This window comes from Streptomyces sp. SX-6, from assembly GCF_059089585.1.
The window spans coordinates 201,887-218,893 of record NZ_JBTHHU010000010.1; the positions used below are offsets into that span (position 1 = coordinate 201,887).

Consider the following 17,007-nt stretch of genomic DNA (forward strand, 5'->3'; position numbering starts at 1 on the left):
GGTCACCTTATAACCGGTCAATCCATCCCATCAGCCGCAGATGCCTCGGGCCGCGGTGGTTCCCTCGTAGGTCGGCGTCTGGGAGGGGGCGGGTGTGAGGGAGGAGGTGGGGGAGGGTGACGGCGCTTCGTCCGACGGTTCGTCGGAGTCGTACCGCGGCCTGCCGCCCGGCTTGTTGTCGGCGGGACGTACGTGCTTGGTGACCGCCACCGGCCGGTCCATGCGCAGCAGTTCGAAGAGCTGGTCGGCATCCGGCTGCACCAGCTCGTCGCGGTCCGGGTTGTAGGGGTACGGCCTGCGGGGCACGGTGAGGAACTGGACGCGCTCGGTGGGGATGTTGCGCACGGTGCGCACGAGGTCGTACATCTTCTTCAGCGAGTCGAGCCCCTCGTCCGTGGTGAGCGATCTGGTCGCCGCGTCGAGCACCGGGTAGAGCCGGGTGGGGTTGAGCAGCACCCCGTCGCTGCGCATCTCCTGGAACAGGGCGCCCAGGAACTCCTGCTGACGCCCCATGCGCTCGGTGTCGCTGCCGTCGCCGATGCTGTAGCGGGCCCGGACATAGCCGAGCGCCTGTTCCCCGTGCAGCACCTGACGGCCCGCGGGCAGGGTCAGGTGGGCCTCGTGGTCGTTTACGGGCTTCTTGAGACACACCTCGACGCCGTCGACCGCGTCCACCAGCCGTTTGAAACTGCTGAAGTCCACGACGATGTGATGGGTGATCCGGATGTTCGTGATGTTCTCGAGCGTACGGATCGTGCAGGCGGCGCCCGCGAACTCGAACGCCCAGTTGAACTGGGCGAAGTGCTCGTTGGTGTAACTGCCGTCCGGACGGCGGCAGCTGGGGATCCTCGCCATCAGGTCGCGGGGGAGGCTGACGGCGGTCGCGCGCTGCCGGTCGGCCGACAGGTGCAGCAGGATCGTGGTGTCCGAGCGCTGGGTGCCGCTGTCCTCGCCGTACTTCGCGTTGCCGGGACCGCTGCGGCTGTCGGAGCCGATGATCAGGATGTTCTGGGCGCCCGCCACCTGGGCTGTGGGGCGCTCGTGCTCGTAGCGCGCCAGCTCGTCCGCGGTGCGGGTGTCGGTGGTGATGTTGCCGTTGAGCTGCTCGTAGAGCAGCCAGCCCAGCCCGGCCGTGACGAGCACCAGCCCCGCCAGCCCCGCGGCCAGCCAGCGCAGCCATCGGCGTCGGCGCTGCCGCTCGGGGGCGGGACCGGTGGCGTACGGGCTGCTGCGGCGGTTCACGGCGGGCGTCCTCCTCCGCGGTGGACGGTGCCCGGTCCACGGTTGCCGTGAACCGGGTCGTACGCCCGATCATCACCCCGTCGGCGCGGTCCGGCAGCGTCAGAGGGCCGTCACGGTGACGCGCTCGCTCTCCCGGCGCTGCTCCAGGCCGCCTTCGGCGAGCCGGTCGAGGTTGCGGCACAGCACCACGGAGGCCCCGGCGGCGAGCGGGGCGAAGAGCCCGGCGGAGAGGCCGTCCCAGGTGTCGTACGGCAGCCCGGACAGCAGCCGCGAGCCCGGCCCGAGGCCGAGGCGGGCCGCGTCCTCGCGCGCCCGTTCGACCAGCTGGGTGCCGGTCAGCTCGGTGCCGCCCACGGAGAGGGCGGGCGCGTCCGGGTCCACGGGGGCGTACGGGGCGAAGCGGTCGCCCTGGCCCGGCACCTCGACGGCGTAGTCGGCGAAGCCCTCCGGCGGCTGGGGGAACCGGCCTCCCAGCGGGCGCAGGGCGAGCGCGACGCGCTCCCCGGTGCAGGCGCGCGCCTGTTCCAGGGCGTCCGGGCCGCTGACGACCAGATCGGCGGCGGCGGGATCGCCGTCCACCTCCGCCACGACGCCGGCCGACGAGCACGCGAGCAGCCAGGCGGCGGTCTGCCAGTGGGCGGGCAGGAGCAGCGCGAGGCGGTCGCCGGGCTCGGTGGCGAGATCGCCCTGCAGCAGATTGGCGGTCTTCGCCACCCAATTGGCGAAGGTGGCGACGGACAGTTCCACTCGTTCGCCGGTGGCGTCGTCGTAGAAGGTCACGAGGGGGCGGCCCGGGTCCGCGGCGAGTGCGGAACGCAGCAGGTCGGCGGGGGTGCGGTCGGTGGCGTGCATGCGCGTCAGGGTACGTGGCACGGGCCGTGACGGTCAGTCGGACGGGTGTGTGCGGAACCGGTCTCGAGCCGACTGGCCGTCAGCTCAAGAATGGACATATATGTCCAGATATGGCCAGGATTTCTGTCATGCGTGGAATCCTCGTCACCTCGACCGTCACGGCCTGCGCCGCCGCCCTCGCCCTGCCGTTCCTCGCCACGTCCGGTATCGCCTCCCCGGGCGACCCCGGCAAGGCGCTGCCCGGGGCGCCGAAGCTGGCGGGTTCGACCCGCTCGCTGCCGCTCGCCCCGCTCGGCGCCGCCGACGGGGCGAGCGGCGGACAGGGCGTCAGGGCGCAGCAGGTCAAGCCCTTCTCGCTGGTCGGCATCGTGTGGGACAGTCCGGCCGCACGGCTGCGCGGCCACGCGCAGGTGCGCACCCGCTCCCTGGGCAGCCGGACCTGGTCCCGCTGGCAGGACGTGCAGACCCAGAACCAGGACCGGCCCGACCTCGGTACCTCCGAAGAGCGGGAGGGCCGCAAGGGGGCCACCGCACCGCTGTGGGTCGGCGACTCCGACGCCGTCGAGGCCCGGGTGGTCCCGCACGGCCGGACGGGCCGCACCGACGCCAAGCTGCTGCCCAGCGGCCTGCGGCTCGAGCTCGTCGACCCCGGCGCGGACCCGGGCGGGCGGAGCGGCCGCCGGGCGGGCGGGCCGGGCCCGAACGACGACAAGGACGCCAGCTCCGTCGCCAACGCCCCGCTCGCGGCCCTGGGCGCCACCGAGATCCCCGCCGGGCACCGGCCCTCGCCGCACGAGGTGGCCGTGATGACGGCCATCGCCGACGCGACATCGGGCGGCACCGGCGAGGGGGAGGGGGCGGTCCCGACGCCGCCCATCATCAACCCGGGCGAGGGCACCTCCGGCGGCCCGGGCACGGCCGACGGGTCCGCCCCCGACCGGAACCCCGAGCCCGACACCCCGCCGTCGGACACCGACGACAACGACAACGGCGCCTACTCCGGGTACGCCGGGGCGCGCCCGCGCATCGTCACCCGGGCGGGCTGGGGCGCCGACGAGTCGCTGCGGGAAAAGGGCTTCGCCTACACCAAGAGCGTGAAGGCGGCCTTCGTCCACCACACCGCCTCGGGCAACAGCTACACCTGTGCGCAGTCGGCCTCCGTCATCCGGGGTATCTACCGCTACCACGTCGTCAGCAGCGGCTGGCGGGACATCGGCTACAACTTCCTCATCGACAAGTGCGGCACGATCTACGAAGGCCGTGCAGGTGGCGTGGCGAAGGCCGTCAGAGGCGCCCACACGATGGGTTTCAACACCAACAGCATGGGCATCGCCGTCCTCGGCACGTACGGGACCAACAGTCCGTCCTCCGCCGCGCTCGACGCGCTGGAGCGGCTCACAGCGTGGAAGCTCGGCTTGTTCAACGCCAATCCGCGCGGCACCGCGACCCTGGTGTCCGCGGGCGGAAACCTCTTCAAGAAGGGCTCGAAGGTCAAAATCAAGGTCATCTCCGGGCACCGTGACGGGTTCGCCACCGAATGCCCCGGGGACCGGCTCTACGAACGGCTCGGCACCATCCGTTCCGCCGCGGCCCGGCTCCAGGGCCGCTGACCGGGCTCGGCCGGGTCCGTACGGTCTGCATACACTGGCCGCCGATCAAGGCCCGGCCTCCAGCAGGAAGCAGAGACGTCAAGGTGACAGAAGCGATTCTTCTGGTCGGTGGCAAGGGGACCAGGCTGCGTCCGCTCACCATGAACACGCCCAAGCCCATGGTGCCGGCGGCAGGTGTCCCCTTCCTCACCCACCAGCTGGCCCGGGCCAGGGCGGCGGGCATCGAGCACATCGTGCTCGCCACGTCGTACCTGGCCGAGGTCTTCGAGCCGTACTTCGGCGACGGCTCCGCGCTCGGGCTGCGGCTGGAGTACGTCACCGAGCGGGAGCCGCTGGGCACCGGCGGGGCGATCCGCAACGTCGCCTCGCGGCTCGACTCCGGGCCGGACGAGCCGGTGCTCGTCTTCAACGGCGACATCCTCACCGGCCTCGACATCGGCGCGCTGGTGGACACCCACCGCACGGCCGGCGCGGACGTCTCCCTGCACCTGACCCGGGTCGAGGACCCGCGGGCGTTCGGGCTGGTGCCCACCGACCCGGACGGGCGGGTCACCGCCTTCCTGGAGAAGCCGCAGACGCCCGAGGAGATCGTTACCGACCAGATCAACGCCGGTGCGTACGTCTTCAACCGGTCGGTCATCGACTCCATCCCGGCGGGGCGCCCCGTCTCGGTGGAGCGCGAGACGTTCCCCGGCCTGCTGGCCGAGGGCGCGCACCTGCAGGGCATGGTCGACTCCACGTACTGGCTCGACCTCGGCACGCCGCAGGCCTTCGTACGCGGCTCCGCCGACCTCGTCCTCGGCCGCGCACCGTCCCCGGCGGTGCCGGGCCGCTGCGGGGAGCGGCTGGTCCTCGACACGGCCGAGGTGGCGCCGGACGCCAAGCTGATGGGCGGCACGGCCGTCGGCGCGGGCGCGCGGATCGGAGCCGGGGCGCGCGTCGACGGCAGCACCGTCCTCGACGGCGCGGTCGTCGAGGACGGCGCGGTGATCCGCGACTCCCTCGTCGGCGCGGGTGCGCGGATCGGGGCCCGTACGGTCCTCGACGGCGCGGTCATCGGCGACGGCGCGGTCATCGGCGCCGACAACGAGCTGCGGGCGGGTGCGCGGGTCTGGTGCGACGCGCGGATCCCCGCGGGGTCGATCCGCTTCTCCTCCGACGCGTAGGCCCTGCCGGGCGGATCTTCGGCCCGTCGGCCCGTCGACGGGCCGACGGGCCGCCCACGGGAGAGCTCAGCTTCACGGCTGGGAGCAACGGGTGGTGCGGGAGGGTCTACCGACGCCCCGGAGGGGCGTGCCCCCCGACGCACCCGCAGGTGCAATCCGGGTGTCCGGCCCCGGACGTACCCTGGCCGGATGGCCACCCGTACCTGGACCCCGCAGGGCCCGTACGACCTCGGACGCACCCTGGGCGTCCTCGCGCGCGGTCCCGGCGACCCCGCGTACCGGGTGACCCCCGCCGGGATCTGGCGGGCCACCCGCACCCCGGAGGGCCCCGCCACCGTGTGCCTCGCCGACGGCGGTGGCGAGGTGCGGGCGCAGGCCTGGGGGCCCGGCGGGGAGTGGCTGCTGGACCGGTTCCCCGCCCTGCTCGGCGCGGAGGACGACCCCGGGGCCTTCGTCCCCCGCCACCGGCTCGTCCACGAGGCACACCGCCGGAACCCCGGACTCCGCCTGGCCCGCACCGGGCTGGTCCTGGAGTCGCTGATCCCCTCGGTCCTCGAGCAGAAGGTCACCAGCGACGAGGCGTACCGCGCCTGGCGCCTCCTCCTCACGCGCTTCGGCGAGCCCGCGCCGGGCCCCGCCGACGGCCCGGCGGGGCGGATGCGTGTCATGCCGGAGCCGCGTGCCTGGGCGCTGATCCCGTCCTGGGAGTGGCACAAGGCGGGCGTCGACGCCAAGCGCTCGGCCACGATCGTCCGCGCCGCGCGTGCCGCGGTGCGGCTGGAGGAGGCCGCGGCGATGGACGACGCCGGCGCCGCGGCCGCCCGGCTCCGGGCGCTGCCCGGTGTCGGCCCCTGGACGGCGGCCGAGACGCTCCAGCGCAGCAACGGCGCGCCCGACGCGGTGACCGTCGGCGACCTGCACCTGCCGCGGATCGTCGGCTACGCGCTCACGGGCACGCGGGACGCGGACGACGAGCGCATGCTCGAGCTGCTCGCGCCGTACGCCGGACAGCGGCACCGGGCGTGCCGCCTGATCCTGCTGAGCGGCGTCGCCCCGCCGCGCCGTGCGCCGCGCTTCCCGGTGCGGGCCTGCACCTGCGGGTGCGTCGGGGGGCACGCCCTTCGGGGCGTCGGTAGACCCTCCCGCACCACCCGTTACCCCCAGGTGTGAGGCTGAGCCCTCCGGTTGGGTGGCTGGCCGCCGTCGGCGGCCAGCGGGCCGGACGGCCGCACAGCGGGGTCGCTGGGTTGAGCGGCGTCACTCCGCCGCGTTGCGCGGTGCGGAGCTCTCCCGTGGGGCGTCGCCGCGTGGCGCAGTGGCTGCCCGCTCGGGTGCCTGGCGGCTCGGGGGGTTCGGGGCGGAGCCGCGAGTTGTTCCCCGCCGCAGCGGCGACCGGCCACGGTGGCGGGGTCCGGCGGTGCCGAACCGGTCATGCCCAAGGGCGAAGACCTGCCGGACAAGTGCAAGCGGGGCGTCGCCGCGTGGCGCAGTGGCTGCCCGCTTGGGTGCCCGGCGGCTCGGGGGGTTCGGGGCGGAGCCGCGAGCTGTTCCCCGCCGCAGCGGCGACCGGCTACGGCGGGGGAGTCCGGCGGTGCCGGGCAGGCGCTAGCGGACCGTCACGAACGACTCCGCGTCCCTCGCCGGGCGGCTGCGCGGTGGGGCCGCCGCGTGGCCGATGGCGACCGTGCCCATCGGGTCCCAGTCCGCGGGCAGCGACAGCGCCTCCCGGACCACGTCGCGGCAGAACATCGTCGACGACACCCACGCCGACCCCAGCTGCTCACCCGCCAGCGCGACCAGGAAGTTCTGCACCGCCGCGCCCGCCGCCACGACGAACATCTCCCGCTCCGCGGTGCTCCGCCGCGCGTCCGGGTACGGGTGGGCGCCGTCCGCCACCAGGCAGGGCACCACCAGGTACGGGGCCCGGCGCAGGACGTCCCCGCGTCGTACCCGGCGGGCGATGCTCTCCTCCTGGAGGCCGTCCGCGCGCAGGTCCGCGATCCACGCGTCCCGCATCGCGTCGAGCAGGCGCACCCGCGACTCCTCGGACTCCAGCAGTACGAACCGCCACGGTGCCGTGTGGTGCGGCGCGGGTGCCGTCACGGCGGCGGCCACGGCCCGGCGCACGGCACCGGGGTCGACGGGGGCGTCCGTGAACTCCCGTACCGTGCGCCGCAGCGTCACCGCTTCGCGCAGGGCCTCCGACGTGCCCAGCCGGAACATGTCGTGCGCGGACCCGCGCACCAGCGCCCGCGCGCCCTCGGCGTCGTCCGCCACGATGTGCGCCAGGCCGCGCACGACCGCCACCGGCAGCCCGCCGGCCTTGCCCTTCACCAGGTCGCCGGCCGCGGCCAGTTCGTCGGCCGTGGCCACGACGGTCGCCACCAGCGGCCTGCCCTGTGCGTCGGTGCCGCCCCGCAGGTCCTCCAGGACCCGCACCCCGGCGGCGCCGATCGCGATGTCCGTCAGCCCCCCGCGCCACGGCCGCCCGGAGGTGTCGGTGATGACGACGCCGACGTCCACGCCGAGCGCGTCCCGCAGCCCGGTGCGGATCCGCTGCGCCGAGGCGTCGGGGTCCTCGGGCAGCAACAGCACAGTGCCGTCGGGGGTGTTGGAGGCGTCGACGCCGGCGGCGGCCATGACGAGGCCGAGCTTGTTCTCGACGATGCGCAGGGTCCCGCGCCGGGCGACCAGCCGTACGGTCTCGGCGTCGATCGCGGCCTCGCGGTCCTCGGCCCGCAGGACGCGGCCCTCGGCCTTGCTGACGATCTTCGAGGTGACGATCACCACGTCGCCGTCGGCGAGCCCGGGGAGTTCCTCGGCGGTGGCGGCCGTGGCGACGACCTTGGCGAGGTCGTCGCCCGGGCGGATCTCGGGGATGCCGGGCAGGGCCCACGCCCGGAACGCCGGGACCTCGCTCACGCGCGCACCTCCTCGGCCAGCGCCAGCGCCTCGGCGGCCATCCGGGCCGTGGCCTCGGTGTCGGTCATCATCAGCGGCACGGCGCGGCAGCGGATGCCCGCCGCCTCGACCTCGGCCACCGCCGCCGCGTCGACCGTGTCCACCAGCCAGCCGTCGACGAGGTCCGGGCCGTAGTGCGCGGCCACCGCCGAGGCCGTGGCCTCGACCCCGACGGCCGCGAGGACCTTGTCGGCCATGCCGCGCACGGGCGCGCCGCCGACGATCGGGGAGAGGCCGACGACCGGGGCCGTGGCGTCCGCGACCGCCTCGCGGATCCCCGGCACCGCGAGGATCGTGCCCACGCTGACGACGGGGTTGGAGGGCGGGAAGAGGATGACGTCCGCCGCCGCGACGGCCTCCAGCACGCCGGGCGCGGGCTTGGCCTGCTCGGCCCCCACGGGGACGATCGCGCGCGCGGGCACCGCGGCGCGCATCCGTACCCAGTACTCCTGGAAGTGGATCGCCTTGCGGCCCTCGCCGTCGGGGGCGTCGACCAGGACGTGGGTCTCGACGCGCTCGTCGGACATGGGCAGCAGCCGGACTCCCGGCTGCCACCGCTTGCACAGCGCCTCCGTGACGGCGCTGAGCGGATAGCCGGCGGCGATCATCTGGGTGCGGACGATGTGCGTGGCGAAGTCGCGGTCGCCCAGCCCGAACCACTCCGGGCCCACCCCGTAGGCGGCCAGTTCCTCTTTCACGGCGAAGGACTCGCCGGCCCGGCCCCACCCCTGCTCCTCGTGGATGCCGCCGCCGAGGGTGTACATCACCGTGTCGAGGTCGGGGCAGACCTTGAGGCCGAAGAGGTGGATGTCGTCGCCGGTGTTCCCGATGACGGTGATGTCCGCGTCGGGGACTGCTGCTCTCAGGCCGCGGAGGAAGCGGGCGCCCCCGATCCCGCCGGCCAGAACCACAATGCGCTGCTGCATGGAATGCAGTCTGTCAGCAGGGGGGTTGGGGGCCGCGGGGGGTCTACCCGGACACGGTCACGGTCCCGGCCTCGGCGCTCTGCGGGCGGTGCAGCGGCATCTCGGTCAGGCCCGGGAAGTAGATGTGCAGGCTGACCGCGGGCTCGAGCGAGTCGTTGACGACCTCGTGGACGTAGCCGGGGGCGAAGACCCGCTGGGCGCCGGTCCCGAGGCCGCGCCGCACGGTGCCCCCGGCGGTCTCGTGAAGCTCCGTCAGCGCACCGCGCAGGACGGTGAGCACCCCGGAGGACGGGCCGTGGCCGTGCAGCCCGCTGCCCTGGCCGGGCACCCAGCTGAGCAGCCACACCTCGTACCCCGGGCCGGTGCGCAGCCGGTGGTACCAGCGGCTGACGGCGTCGTACCGCACGAGACCGGCCCAGTCCGTACGGTCGGCGATCGTACGGGCCAGGCCGGCGAACTCGGCGACGGTGCGGGGGTGGGCGGCGGGCGGCGGCATGAGGTGCGGGATGGCGAGCGGGTCGCCGGCGATCTGGACGTCGCTGTTCATGAAAAGGGTTCCTCGGCGGAAGAGGTGCGGGTGGCGCGCAGCGCAGGGTGGTACGCCGGAGCGGGAGCCCGAAGGGCGAAGAAGCAAGAGGGTCAGCTGTGGCGAAAACGTCGAAAACGACGACGCATCAACAGCTGGAACAGCTCGAACAGCGACAGCGCGCGTGAACAGCGCAGCGCGACCCGTAGGCACGGGTCAGGGAGACGAAGGTCGCTGGCATACGGACAAGGAGAACGGCCCCGGCCGCACCGTGTCAACCGGATGTCCGATTTGGTGGCATCTTTCACTCCATCCGGTGGGGAGGCCCCGGGAAGGGTTTGCCGGGCCGTGCCCGCGGACAGCGCGCACTCGCCGGGCCCTGTGGCCGGGCGCCGCAACTGGAACGCCGGACCCGGCGTCCCTCCCTTTGAGAGGGGAACCTGAGGCGTCTGTGACGAGCGAGGGAAGTGTCCATTCTTGTGGTGATTTGGCAACTTTCTGCTCGCCCTTGGTTCCGCAGAGTGAATAAGGGGCTCAATAGCAGATCCCGGCTTGACTGGCCCGGATCGGCGCACTTGTAATTTCACTCGTGTCTTTCTGCCGCACCTGATCACGGCAGCATCACAGGGACGCAATGACAGACGAGGGGCGCACATGACCGAGCTGTTTCAGCAACTGCTGGTCGAGGAGGCGGACGAGGAGCTCGGCTGGCAGGAGCGCGCATTGTGCGCCCAGACCGACCCCGAGTCCTTCTTCCCGGAAAAGGGCGGATCCACTCGAGAGGCGAAGAAAGTCTGCCTCGCCTGTGAAGTCCGGTCCGAATGTCTTGAATACGCCCTCGCGAATGACGAACGCTTCGGCATCTGGGGCGGTTTGTCCGAGCGGGAGCGCCGCCGCCTCAAGAAGGCCGCGGTCTGAGGCCTAAGGCCGCAGCCTGAGGCCGACGAGGCCCGCCGTCCGCCCGGCCGCCGCGACCCGGCGCCCGCCACCCGACGGCACGAGTCCGACGGCACGAGCCGACGGGCCGTCACCGGCCCTGACGCGCACCACGACCCCGCGCACCCACCGACCCCGTGCGCTCACCGAGAAGCGCCCGCTGAAAAGCACCCGCCGAAAGCACACCCCACACGGTCCGCCTCCGCGCCCCGCACTCAGGAGGCGGACCGTCGTGTTGGAGCCACTAGTGTGGGGGGCCGTCCGAGACGCGCCGCCGCCCCAGCGGGCGGGCGCGTGCACCGCAGTCCAGCACCGCGGCCCCGCCGGAGCAGCTCCCGCCGGAGCGGTTCCCGGCGGCCGCTCCCGGCCGGAGGGCCCGTACGCCGATGTCCGTACACAGCAATACGACGGTCCCCTACCCGGGTACGGCCGCCCCCTTCGCCGCCCCCGCCTCCGCGTACGAGCCCGACCGTCCGCCGGCCTTCCCGCGGCACGTCGTCACCGCCGTGCTCGTCGCGCACGACGGCGCCCGGTGGCTGCCCGACGCGCTCGCCGGACTGCTCGGCCAGGACCGGCCCGTGCAGCGCGTCGTCGCCGCCGACACCGGCAGCACCGACGACTCCGCACGGCTGCTCGACGAGGCGCTCGGAGCGGGCGGCGTCCTGCACCTCGCCCGCCGCGCGAGCTTCGGCACGGCCGTCGACGAGGCGGTCCGCGCCGCCCCCGCACCGACCGAGGACGACCTGCCCTACCTGCGCAGCTCCAGCGGCTGGGACCCCGTCAGCCGCACCTGGCGCGAGGACACCCACGACTTCGACGCCCCCGCCCGCGACGCCGAACCCGTGCAGTGGCTCTGGCTGTTGCACGACGACTGCGCGCCCGAGCCCAACGCCCTGCGCGAGCTGCTGCGCGTGGCCGACGCCGAGATCACCGCCGGCCGGCCCGCCGCCGTCATCGGTCCCAAGCTCCGCAGCTGGTACGACCGCCGCCAGCTGCTCGAGGTCGGCGTCTCCGTCGCCCGCGGCGGCCGCCGCTGGACCGGGCTCGACCGCCGCGAGCAGGACCAGGGCCAGCACGACCAGGTACGGACCGTGCTCTCCGTGTCCACCGCCGGCATGCTCGTCCGCCGCGACGTCTGGGCGGAACTCGGCGGCTTCGACCCGCGCCTGCCGCTCATGCGCGACGACCTCGACCTGTGCTGGCGCGCCCACGCCGCCGGCCACCGCGTCCTCGTCGCCCCCGACGCCGTGCTGCGCCACGCCGAGGCGGCGTCCCGCGAACGCCGCCCCGTCGACTGCGCGGGCCGCAAACGGACGACGCCGCACCGCGTCGACAAGGCGGGCGCCGTCCACACCCTGCTCGCCAACACCCGTGGCGCGCAGCTGCCGTACGTCATGCTGCGGATCGTCCTCGGCACCCTGCTGCGCTCCCTCGGCTACCTCGTCGGCAAGGCACCCGGGCAGGCGCTGGACGAACTCACCGGCCTCGCCGCCGTCCTGCTGCGCCCAGGGCGCATCCGCGCGGCGCGCGGCAGAAGGGGCGCGCCGAAGGTGACGGCCGGTGAGCTGCGGCCCCTCTTCCCGCCGCCCGGCGCCACGCTCCGGGCGGCCGCCGAGCAACTGGCCGCCGGCTTCGGCGGACGCGCGGACGCCGAGGCGTCCTCCGCGGGCCGCCACGGCGCGGTCGAGTCCGGGCCCGGCGGAGACGACGCGGACTACCTGGAGATCGAGCAGTTCGCCCGCCTGAAGCGGATCGCGCGCAAGCCCGCGCCCGTCCTCTTCCTCCTCCTGCTGCTGGTCTCCGCCATCGCCTGCCGGGGGCTGTTCGGCGGCGGAGCGCTGTCCGGCGGCGCCCTGCTGCCCGCGCCCGACGGGGTGTCCGCCCTGTGGTCGGGCTACGCGGACGGCTGGCACCCCGTCGGCACGGGCACCACCGCGGGGGCACCGCCCTACCTGGCGTTCCTCGCCGCCTTGTCGGGGATCTTCCTCGGCTCCACCGGCACCACGCTCACCCTGCTGCTGGTGTGCTCGGTCCCGCTGGCCGGCCTCACCGCGTACTTCGCCTCCCGCCCGCTGGTCTCCTCGCGGCTGCTGCGCGCCTGGGCGGCCGTCGCCTACGCCTTCCTGCCCGCCGCGACCGGCGCCCTCGCCACCGGCCGCCTGGGCACCGCGGTCCTCGCGATCCTGCTGCCGCTCATGGCCCGCTCGGCCGTCTCCGCCGCGGGCTTCCGCTCCGCGGACGCCCGGCCCTCCTGGCGCGCGGTCTGGGCGTACGCGCTCCTGCTCACCGTCACCACCGCCTTCACCCCCGTGGTGTGGCCGCTCGCCGTCGCGCTGGGCCTGACCGTCCTCGTCGTGCGCGCCGTGCGCCGCACCGGCCGGCTCGCCGCGCACGGGCTCGGGTTCCTCACGGTGGCCGCCACCCCGGTCGTCGTCCTCGCCCCCTGGTCGCTGGGCCTGCTCACCCACCCGGGGCGCTTCCTCGACGAGGCCGGGCTCGCCTACGGGCACGGCACCTCCTCCGCGCTGTGGCTGCTGACGGGCGACCCCGGAGGGCCGAAGACCTTCGGCGGGCTGCTGTGCGCCGGCATCGTCCTCGCGGCACTCGCCGCCCTGCTGCGCGCGGACCGCACGCTCGCCGTCCGCACGGCCTGGGCCGCCGCCCTCGCCGCGCTGCTGTGCGCGGCGCTCGTCAACCACACCGCGTGGGCGGGACCGGCGACGCTCGTCTACGGCCTGGCGCTCATCGCGGCGGCTGTCGTTGGCGCCGAGGGCGCCCGCGAGCGCGTCGCCGCGCTCAGCTTCGGCTGGCGCCAGCCCGCCGCGGGACTCGTCGCCGTCGCCGCGGTCCTGGCCCCGCTGGCCGGCGCCGTGTGCTGGGCGGTGAGCGGCGCGGGCGGCCCGCTCGAGCGCCGCGACCCGGCACAGGTGCCGGCGTTCGTCGCGGAGGAGTCGGGCACCCGCGACCGGACCCGCACCCTGGTGCTCGACGGCGACGCCGCACACGTCCGCCACGCGCTCGTCCGCGGCTCGGGCGTACGGCTCGGCGACGCCGAGACCGCCGGCCGGGACACCAGGCTCGACGGCCTGGTCGCCAACCTCGTCGCCGGGTCCGGCGCCGACCAGGCGGCCCGGCTCGCCGACTACGCGGTCGGCTACGTGCTCGTACGCGACAGCGCGCCCAAGGAGCTCGGCCAGGTCCTGGACACCACCCCGGGCCTCACCCGGCTCAGCAAGCAGAGCGACAGCTCGCTGTGGCGGGTCGACCGGCAGGTCGCCCGGGTCACCATCACCGGCGCCGGTGCGCCGGTGCCCGTCGCCGCGGGGCCCGTCGAGGCGCACACCACGATCCCGGGCGGACCCGGCGGGCGCGTGCTGCGCGTCGCCGACAAGGCCGCGCCCGGCTGGACGGCCACGCTCGACGGGCGCGCCCTCAAGCGCACCACCGTCGACGGCTGGGCCCAGGGCTTCGAACTCCCCGCGCGCGGCGGGAAGCTGTCCCTCACCTACGAGACGCCCTTCGCCCACAGCGCCTGGGTGTGGACCCAGACGCTGCTCACCCTCGTGCTCGTGGTGCTCGCCCTGCCCGGCCGTCGCCGCGAGGTCGACGACGACCTGCCGGAAGACGGCACGACGGCCGCCGAGCCGCAGACCGCCGTGCCCGCGCAGCCCGCGACGGGGGAGGGCCGCCGGGCACGCCGCCTGCGCGCCGCCGCTGCCGGTGAGCCGCCCGCCGCGCCCGCGCCGGAGCCCGTACCGCCGCAGCCCGCCGAACCGGCCGACCCGTACGAGCAGCCCGCGATGGCCGACCCGGCCGACCCGTACGCCGCCGTGCCGCACCAGCAGCCCTACGGCTGGGACACCGCCCAGGCGTACCCGGGCCACGAGCAGCAGCCCTACTACCAGGACCCCTACGGCACCACGTACGACGGCTCGTACCCGCAGCAGGCCCCGTATCCGGACGGGACGTACGACCCCTACGGCTACGGCCAGCAGCAGCACTACGACACGACGTACCGCGACGGGAGCGAGCAGCAGTGAAGCGCACCACCCCTCAGCCCGTCCGGCGCTTGAGGACAAAACACAGCTTGTTCGCTGCGACCGCGGCCCTCGCCGCGGTCACCGGCGTCGCCGTGCTCCAGGCGCCCTCGGACGGCGGCGGCAAGCAGACCGTCACCGCGCCCGCACGGCTGCCCGTGCAGCAGTCCGCGCTGCTCTGCCCGGCACCGACCTCGTCGGACGTGGGGGAGACGACGTACACCGCGGTCACCCCGGCGGGCAGCGGGGGCGGGAGCGGGACGAAGAAGGCGGCGGACCTCCTGCCCGCCGCCGGCAAGGGGGGCGCCAAGGCCGCCGACAAGCCGGTGCTCTCCCTCAAGGAGCCCGGCAAGCCCGTCACCGCCTCCACCGACCGCTCGGACGCCCCCGCCCTCATCGGCACGGCCTCCGGCGCGCTCGCCCCCGGCTGGACCGTGCAGCAGACCACGGTGATCGGCGCGGGCAGCGGCCGCGGGCTGCACGGCCTGTCCTGCACCGCCCCCGGCACGTCCTTCTGGTTCCCGGGCGCGAGCACCGCCAAGGGCCGCCAGGACTACGCCCACCTCACCAACCCCGACGCCACCCCGGCCGTCGTGGACCTGGAGCTCTACGGCAAGGACGGCCGCATCAAGTCCCCCGCGGGGGAGGGCATCACGATCCCGCCCCGCTCCACCGTGCCCGTCCTGCTGTCGACCCTGACCGACGGCCCCGCCGACAGCCTCACCCTCCACGCGGTCGCCCGCTCCGGCCGGTTGGGCGCCGCCGTACAGGCCTCCGACGACAAGGCCGGCGGCGACTGGCTGCCGCCCGCCGCCGACGCCTCCGGGAACGTGGTCCTCCCCGGCATCCCCGCCGACGCCACGTCCGTACGCCTCGTCGCCTTCGCGCCCGGCACCGACGACGCCGACGTCACGCTGCGCCTCGCCGGGCCGGGCGGCTCGATCACCCCGGCCGGGCATGAGCAGCTGCACGTCAAGAGCGGGATGACGGCCGCCGTCGACCTGGGCAACCTCACCAAGGGCGAGGCGGGTTCGCTGCTGCTGTCCTCCCAGGACGGCAGCGGCCCGGTCGTCGCCGCCCTGCGCGTCACCCGCGGCAAGGACGACAAGCAGGAGACCGCCTTCATCCCGGGCACGCCCCCGGTCGACGTGCGCGGCACGGTCGCCGACAACCGCCCGAAGGGCACCACGCTGTCGCTGGCCGCGCCCGGCAAGGAGGCCACGGTGAAGGTCACGGCATCGGCGGGCAGCGACGGCGGGTCACCGGTCACCAAGACGTACACCGTCAAGGCCGGCACCACCCTGGCCGTCGAGCCGCCGCAGCCCTCAGGGGGCAAGGGGAGCTACGCCCTGACGGTGGAAAAGGTGTCCGGCGGCCCGGTGTACGCGGCGCGGATGCTCGCGCTGCCCAAGGACGGCGTCCCCATGTTCACGATCCAGCCACTGCCGGACGACCGCTCCCTGGTGGCCGTCCCCGAGGCCCGGCCGGACCTGTCCATGCTGAACCGCTGACGAGGCGTCGTCAGTCCTGCCCGTAGCGCGGGTCCACCGATTCGGGTGCCAGCCCGAGGAGTTCGGCGACCTGCTCGACCACGACCTCGTGCACGAGCAGGGCCCGCTCGTCGCGGTTCTTGGTGCGGATCTCCACCGGGCGGCGGTAGACGATGATCCGGTCGGGGCTGTCGCCGTGCGCCGCGACACAGCGGCCGAGCGGCACGGTGTCGCCGTCGAGGAGGGCGTCGCCCGGCTCGCCGTCCTCGCCCGCGACCGGCACCTCGCGCACCAGGAAGTCCACCGACGCCAGCTGCGGCCAGCGCCTTTCCAGTCGCTCCACGGAGTCCTGCACCAGGTCGACGAACGCTTCCGTCCGGCTGACCGACAGCGGCACCTGCGGCGGTGCGATCGGCCCGCGCATGCCGCGGCCGTGCCGGTCGCGGTGCCGGGGACGGGGGCCGGTGGGGCGGGGAGGTACGGGGCTGTCCATCACTTCCGAGAGTATCCGCCACCCGGCCGAGTACACGCGTGGCCGCGCATCTCATCGCATGTCGCCCCATGACCGTTCCGGTCATCCTTGCGATCGATTACAGCCACCTGTGCGACCGGTGGCCGCATACCGAATGACACTATGGGGGCCGGGCGGTGACGGACCGCCTTACCGGCAGCCACCCGTTCACGCATTCTCCCCGCAGGTCAAGCAGGCCCTCCGGAGAAGGCGTCCACCCAGCGAGCCGGTTGGACACGGAGGGGTGAGCCAAAGGTGAGTCGTCGCGGCCCGCTCAAGAGTGCGGTACCGTCCCACCTCGTGAGTCCTGTACGTCGCTGTTCGCGCACCGCGTGCGGCCGCCCGGCCGTCGCGACACTGACGTACGTCTACGCCGACTCGACCGCCGTCCTCGGCCCCCTCGCCACCTCCGCGGAACCGCACTGCTACGACCTGTGCGCCGAGCACTCCGAGCGCCTGACCGCCCCGCGCGGCTGGGACGTCGTGCGCCTCGCCGTCGACAGCTCCACCGCCCGCCCCAGCGGCGACGACCTCGAGGCCCTCGCCAACGCCGTGCGCGAGGCGGCCCGTCCGCAGGAACGCATCACCGGCAGGAACGCGCTCAAGGGGCCCGTCGCCCCGAACGCCCGCGAGGCCGATCCGATGGAGGTCGCCCGCCGAGGCCACCTCAGGGTGCTGCGCTCGCCCGACTCCTGACACCTCTCCTGACGCCTCTGACACCTCGTAGGAGTGATGGCGACGTCCGTCGCG

At 74.6% G+C, this 17,007-nt stretch carries 13 protein-coding genes; 7 read left to right on the top strand and 6 right to left on the bottom strand.

Annotation, left to right across the window (positions count from 1 at the left end; all coding sequences use genetic code 11):
• Positions 1–30: 30 nt before the first annotated feature.
• Together ACV530_RS15475 and ACV530_RS15480 are read right to left on the bottom strand one after the other, a co-directional pair.
• Positions 31–1,242 (bottom strand): LCP family protein, encoded by a 1,212-nt coding sequence (locus tag ACV530_RS15475; protein WP_494333016.1) that lies wholly within the window; start codon positions 1,240–1,242, stop codon positions 31–33.
• Between the two features lie 99 nt (positions 1,243–1,341).
• Positions 1,342–2,094: a TIGR03089 family protein gene (locus tag ACV530_RS15480; protein ID WP_494333017.1), complete on the bottom strand. Its 753-nt coding sequence runs from the start codon at positions 2,092–2,094 to the stop codon at positions 1,342–1,344.
• Between the two features lie 128 nt (positions 2,095–2,222).
• On the opposite strand from ACV530_RS15480, the gene ACV530_RS15485 reads away from it, so the two are divergent.
• The 3 genes from ACV530_RS15485 to ACV530_RS15495 all read left to right on the top strand — a co-directional run bounded on the left by ACV530_RS15485 (position 2,223) and on the right by ACV530_RS15495 (position 6,040).
• Positions 2,223–3,704, top strand: coding sequence for a peptidoglycan recognition protein family protein (locus ACV530_RS15485; RefSeq protein ID WP_494333018.1), 1,482 nt, complete (start codon positions 2,223–2,225; stop codon positions 3,702–3,704).
• Positions 3,705–3,787: 83 nt separating this feature from the next.
• Positions 3,788–4,870 (top strand): mannose-1-phosphate guanylyltransferase, encoded by a 1,083-nt coding sequence (gene manB / locus ACV530_RS15490; RefSeq protein WP_494333019.1) that lies wholly within the window; start codon positions 3,788–3,790, stop codon positions 4,868–4,870.
• A gap of 189 nt (positions 4,871–5,059) precedes the next feature.
• Positions 5,060–6,040 carry a DNA-3-methyladenine glycosylase family protein gene (locus ACV530_RS15495; RefSeq protein ID WP_494333020.1) on the top strand — a complete coding sequence of 327 codons (981 nt, stop codon included), beginning with the start codon at positions 5,060–5,062 and terminating at the stop codon, positions 6,038–6,040.
• Positions 6,041–6,475: 435 nt separating this feature from the next.
• Here ACV530_RS15495 and ACV530_RS15500 read toward each other — a convergent pair whose 3' ends face one another.
• Genes ACV530_RS15500 through ACV530_RS15510 form a run of 3 tightly spaced genes read right to left on the bottom strand, consistent with a single transcriptional unit; the run spans position 6,476 to position 9,304 of the window.
• Entirely contained in the window at positions 6,476–7,792 is a 1,317-nt protein-coding gene (locus ACV530_RS15500) for a coenzyme F420-0:L-glutamate ligase (RefSeq protein ID WP_494333021.1), read from the bottom strand.
• Complete coding sequence (gene cofD, locus ACV530_RS15505; RefSeq protein WP_494333022.1) at positions 7,789–8,757, bottom strand: 2-phospho-L-lactate transferase; 969 nt, start codon at positions 8,755–8,757, stop codon at positions 7,789–7,791. The genes ACV530_RS15500 and cofD overlap by 4 nt, the downstream gene beginning before the upstream one ends.
• Positions 8,758–8,800: 43 nt before the next feature.
• On the bottom strand, positions 8,801–9,304 hold the full coding sequence (locus tag ACV530_RS15510) for a cysteine dioxygenase (protein WP_494333023.1): 504 nt from the start codon (positions 9,302–9,304) through the stop codon (positions 8,801–8,803).
• Positions 9,305–9,937: 633 nt separating this feature from the next.
• Between ACV530_RS15510 and ACV530_RS15515 the strand changes: the two genes are divergently transcribed.
• The 3 genes from ACV530_RS15515 (at position 9,938) to ACV530_RS15525 (ending at position 15,767) form a co-directional block, all read left to right on the top strand.
• On the top strand, positions 9,938–10,201 hold the full coding sequence (locus ACV530_RS15515) for a WhiB family transcriptional regulator (protein ID WP_004952403.1): 264 nt from the start codon (positions 9,938–9,940) through the stop codon (positions 10,199–10,201).
• A gap of 404 nt (positions 10,202–10,605) precedes the next feature.
• A complete protein-coding gene (locus ACV530_RS15520; protein ID WP_494333024.1) occupies positions 10,606–14,259 on the top strand; it encodes a glycosyltransferase family 2 protein in 3,654 nt (1,217 codons plus the stop codon).
• A gap of 47 nt (positions 14,260–14,306) precedes the next feature.
• Positions 14,307–15,767 (top strand): DUF5719 family protein, encoded by a 1,461-nt coding sequence (locus ACV530_RS15525; RefSeq protein ID WP_494333025.1) that lies wholly within the window; start codon positions 14,307–14,309, stop codon positions 15,765–15,767.
• A gap of 10 nt (positions 15,768–15,777) precedes the next feature.
• On the opposite strand, the gene ACV530_RS15530 is transcribed toward ACV530_RS15525, so the two are convergent.
• Entirely contained in the window at positions 15,778–16,239 is a 462-nt protein-coding gene (locus ACV530_RS15530) for a metallopeptidase family protein (RefSeq protein WP_494333026.1), read from the bottom strand.
• Positions 16,240–16,512: 273 nt separating this feature from the next.
• Between ACV530_RS15530 and ACV530_RS15535 the strand changes: the two genes are divergently transcribed.
• Positions 16,513–16,953, top strand: a complete 441-nt coding sequence (locus ACV530_RS15535) for a DUF3499 domain-containing protein (protein WP_494333027.1) — start codon at positions 16,513–16,515, stop codon at positions 16,951–16,953.
• The last annotated feature ends 54 nt before the right edge of the window (positions 16,954–17,007 follow it).